The organism is Armatimonas sp. (assembly GCF_031410135.1).
In the GTDB taxonomy this organism is placed as follows: Bacteria; Armatimonadota; Armatimonadia; order Armatimonadales; family Armatimonadaceae; genus Armatimonas.
Genome location: NZ_JANNYP010000673.1, coordinates 1 through 4,564, shown reverse-complemented (window position 1 = coordinate 4,564; position 4,564 = coordinate 1). Strand labels below are relative to the sequence as shown.

At 59.8% G+C, this 4,564-nt stretch carries 4 protein-coding genes; 3 read left to right on the top strand and 1 reads right to left on the bottom strand.

Annotation, left to right across the window (positions count from 1 at the left end; translation table 11 throughout):
* From RMO15_RS24620 to RMO15_RS24610, 3 genes are all read left to right on the top strand, one after another.
* On the top strand, positions 1-1,454 hold a 1,454-nt coding region (locus RMO15_RS24620; RefSeq protein ID WP_309718847.1), incomplete at its 5' end, for an ABC transporter permease.
* Positions 1,455-1,458: 4 nt separating this feature from the next.
* A complete protein-coding gene (locus tag RMO15_RS24615; RefSeq protein ID WP_309718845.1) occupies positions 1,459-1,959 on the top strand; it encodes a DUF4365 domain-containing protein in 501 nt (166 codons plus the stop codon).
* Between the two features lie 3 nt (positions 1,960-1,962).
* The gene (locus tag RMO15_RS24610) at positions 1,963-2,223 is read left to right on the top strand and encodes a hypothetical protein (protein ID WP_309718841.1); all 261 of its coding nucleotides are present in this window, start codon (positions 1,963-1,965) and stop codon (positions 2,221-2,223) included.
* Between the two features lie 146 nt (positions 2,224-2,369).
* Here the strand turns inward: RMO15_RS24610 and RMO15_RS24605 are convergent, their stop codons facing one another.
* Entirely contained in the window at positions 2,370-4,460 is a 2,091-nt protein-coding gene (locus tag RMO15_RS24605; RefSeq protein WP_309718838.1) for a hypothetical protein, read from the bottom strand.
* Positions 4,461-4,564: the final 104 nt, after the last annotated feature.

The following is a 4,564-nucleotide window of genomic DNA, read 5'->3' as shown; positions in this document are numbered from 1 at the left end:
CCTCGGCACAAGCGCTCCTCATCGGAATACCCTCTACCACGCGAAGCGAAGATGGGAAGAGGGTCGCCGTCTCAGCGGCGGGGAGATGGCCCGAAGGGGCGGGGAGATGGCTTCCTCTCATCCTTGCAATACTCGCCCTCGGCCTTGCTCTCTTTGGCATCGGTAAGCATGGCGAAGAGGCGGCAGGAATTTTCTTTGGCGCGGGCTCGCTGCTACTCATCGCCGGGATTCTGGCGGCACGACAGTTTCTGCAAAAACTGGAGATCGCGGAAGGGGCGCTAAGCCTGACGGGTGTCGGGCGGCGTAATGCGGCGCGGCGACTCTCACGGAGCACGGGCGCGATCACATTGCTAGCCTGCGGGAGCTTTCTCGTGATTGCCGTCGGGGCCAACCGCCATGACCCGCGTGAGGCCGCTCGTGAGCGCTCGTCGGGAACGGGTGGCTTTGCCCTCTATGCCGAGGCATCGCTTCCCGTCTACCAGGACTTAAACTCTGCCGAGGGCCGTGAGGCGTTTGGGCTGGATGAACAAGAGATGACCGATGCAAAGATCGTCTCGTTTCGCCTGCGTGAGGGCGACGAGGCAAGCTGTCTCAACCTCAACCGCGCCCAGACCCCGCGCCTGCTGGGAATCAATCCCAAGCTCCTCGCCGAGCGTAGCGCCTTCGGGTTTACCCAGTCACTCGCCGATAAGAAAGCCAATCCCTGGGACTTACTAGAGACCAGCGATGGGACAGACGCTATTCCCGTGATCGGGGACATGAACACCGTGATGTGGATGCTCCACTCTGGCGTCGGACAGACGATTGACTATACTGATGACCGAGGGACGACACACAAGCTCAAGGTAGTGGGGATCATCAACAACTCCGTGCTCCAGGGCAACCTTATCCTCTCCGAGCGCCACTTTACCAAGCTCTTTGCCAACCACAGCGGCTACCAAGTGTTTCTGATCGATGCCCCGGAAGCCAAAACCAAAGCACTCGCCGAGGCCCTCACCAGTGGCCTAGAAGACAATGGCCTGAGCGTCACCACCACACCCGAGCGCCTGGGAATGTTCAGCGCCGTGGAGAACACCTACCTCTCGATCTTTGCGATCCTCGGTGGCATGGGCCTGCTCCTGGGAAGCTTGGGTCTCGGCGTGATCGTCCTACGCAACGTCCTAGAGCGCCAGGGCGAGCTCGCCCTACTGCGGGCCATTGGGTTCACGAAAAAATCCCTCCACCAGCTCATCTTCTCAGAGCATGTCTTGCTCCTCTTCCTCGGCCTCGCTATCGGAGTCGCCGCCGCGCTCGTGGCTGTCTTGCCCTCGCTCAAGACTCCCGGCGTCGGCGTTCCCTTCGTCAGCCTCGGTCTCACCCTGCTCGCGGTTCTCGGAAGCGGCCTGCTCTGGGTCTGGCTCGCTACCACCGCGGCACTCCGCGGCACTCTGTTAGGAGCACTGCGGAGCGAGTAAGACAATGCTACGAATTACTGAAGGAACACGCCGCACACGCGAGCACATCCTCGCCGATCTGAGTATCGTGCACGTGGAAAGTATGATCATCCCTCAGGGGCATGTGGCCGAACGCCTCTCCAGTGACTATGGCTACGACCTCCGTCTCATCACCTTCAGTGAAACCGGCTTCCTCGAACCAGACCATATCTTGATCCAGGTCAAGGCAACCGATCATCCCAAATATCTTGCGGATAGAACCGCGATTACTTTTGAGCTAGAACGAAAGCATCTGTGGACATGGAGTCGTGAGCTCTCTCCCATTATCTTGATTCTCTATGATGCCTCAGAGGGCAGAGCCTACTGGCTACAGCTCACTCGTCCACAGCTCCGTGCGTTGACTCAGACAAACCAAACAACATGTACTGTCCATCTTCCCACGAACCAAATCTTCAACACGGATGCCGTTGAAACCATTCGCCAAATAAAGAATGATCTGGTAGCATTCTACGAGAGGCAAATTTAACTAATGGCTGAAACACTTAACTACAACGAGCTGAGTACCCTGCTCAATGAGCTTGGGTTTGTCGCGAAGCATAGCAATGAAGCCACTGTGTACCGACATGGAAATGGTGCCCTGCTCCTCGTCCCTGATGATGCCCCTAATACCCCTCTCACTCCTGCCCAGCGCCGGAATGTCCAGGATACCTTGGTTCGCTATGGCTTCCTCACGCCCCTTCAGGCGGAAGCGCAGCTGAGCCGTACTCATACAGCGAGCACCGCCGCTTAATCCTCAGAGCCGTTTGCACGAATCGAAACGAGCCCCGTGAAAGACATCGTTTTTGACGGCGAGGTGTTCGAAATATGGGCTTTCGTGATGATTTTTTCAGACATCCCGGAACCGAAAATGATTCGTGCAAAAGGCTCCTCAGTACTCTACTTTCTGGGGTCGGGCTTAACCTCAAGCGGTTGCTCCCAAAAGCCTCCGTCAATGGTCAGGCGGAGGGTGTACTTTCCGGGCGCGACCCACGGGGCTTTGGATGTGGGGGTGTTCTGCCAGATCGCATCCATGCCGAGGCTACTGGCAGGGGCGTACTGGCGCAGGTTCCAGACAAAGCGGTGGGAGCCTGTGGTTGCTAAAAGCGGCTGCCAGGGGCGTGCCCAGCGGGGATCGACCGTGAGCTTGAGCGGATCGAGGGTCTCGGGCTTGTCGGTGCTGCTCCAGCGACGGATGACTTTGCCTTGGGAGTCGCGCACTTCGAGGAGTACTTCTTTGGCTGGCAGCGCAAGGTAGTAGTCGATCACGACGCCGTCGGGGGGATTCTGACCAGCGGGCTCCTCGGGGGGAAGGGGCGTGTCAGTGTTGCGGTTCCAATCCACGAGGTAGGCCACGGTCGGGGCGTAGAGCGCGACGGGCTTGCGAGAGAGCTGGCGCAAGGCGGTGATGGAGTCCAGAATCCAGAACGAGCGCCCGTGGGTTCCGACCACGAGATCATCATCGTGGACCACTAAGTCACGGATGGAAGTGGCGGGCATGTTGTTGCGCAGCGGGTTCCAGTGCGCCCCGTCGTCGTTGGAGAACCAGACCATACGCTCGGTGCCGCAGTAGAGCAGGCCCGGCTTCTTGGGGTCCTCACGCACCGTGTTCACGGGGGCATCGTCAGAGAGACCGAGACCATAGGTGATGCGCTTCCAGGTCTTGCCAAAGTCGTCGGTCTTGTAGATATAGGGCTTGTTATCGTCACACCGCAGGCGGTTCACGGCGGCGTAGGCACGGCCCGGCACAAAGCGGCTGGCCTCCAGCTGGGCGATCTTGCTCCACGAGGTGATCTCAGGCGGCGTGACATTTGCCCAGCTCTTGCCGCCGTCTTGGGTCAGCCAGAGCAGACCGTCGTCGGTGCCGCACCAGATCACGTTGATATTCGTGGGCGAGGGCGCGACCGCGTAGATCACACCCCGGCGTTGCATCGTCTTACCATCAGTGGAGACCGCCGCGAAAGATGCGGGGACATCCCAGGTCTCGCGGCTCAGGTCGGGGGAGATCGCTTCCCAGGTTGTGCCACCGTCGCGAGTCTTGAGCAGGCGATTGCTCGCCAGAAAGAGCGTGCGGGGATCGGCCTCGGAGAAGAGCATTGGCATAGTGCGTAGATAGCGCAGGCCCTCAATCTTGGGCCGAATGCTGATCACCTCGCCGGTCTTTTTGTTGTACTTGCTGCCCTTGGAGCCGTAGATAATGTCCGGATTGAGCGGATCGGCGACGACATAGGCGTACTCCTCGGCTCCCACCGGGTGCCAGTCCCGAAACGTGATCTGACCATCTTGCCCGCGGCTCACAATCCCCACCGAGCCGCTCTCTTGCTGGCCACCGTAGACCCAGTACGGGAACTGGTTGTCGGTGCTGACGTGGTAGAGCTGCGCGGTCGGCTGGTTGTACCACGAGCTCCAGGTCTCCCCGCCATTCACCGAGATCGTTGCACCCTGGTCGGCGGCGAGCAGGATGATCTGGGGATTGATCGAGTTGATCCAGATCGTGTGATAGTCATCGCCGCCGGGTGCGCCTTTAATGCAGACAAAGGTCTTCCCGCCATCCACGGACTTGTAGGTCGAGGTATTGGCGGCATAGACCACATCGCGCTGCTTGGGATCGGCACGCACCTCGGCAAAATCGCTCCCGCGGCTCCAGACACGCGGCTCGCCGTTGGTGAAGACCCAGCTCTTGCCGCCGTCGTCAGAGCGGTAGATGCCGCCCCCCGTGGTCGCATCCACCGTGGCGTAGAGGCGCTTGTCATCAAACACCGAGAACCCGATCCGCCCGAGGCCCTGTGCAATCGTGGGAAGGCCCTTGGTGAGCGGTGTCCACGTCGTGCCGCCGTCCATGGACTTAAACAAGCCACTGGTCGTCCCCTGCCAAACCCCGTTCTCCCAAGGTGCCTGTCGCGCCGCCCAGAGCGAGCAGTAGACCGTATTGGGGTTGGTCGGATCGAGCGCGACTTCGACCGCCCCCGTGTTCTCGTCCTTGTAGAGCACCTTCTCCCAGCTCTTGCCGCCGGGTGCAGGTCATAAAAGTGGTGAGGTAGCAGGCTGAAAAACGCGGCGACTCCAAAAGGCAAAAAAGGAATCCAACTCGTTGC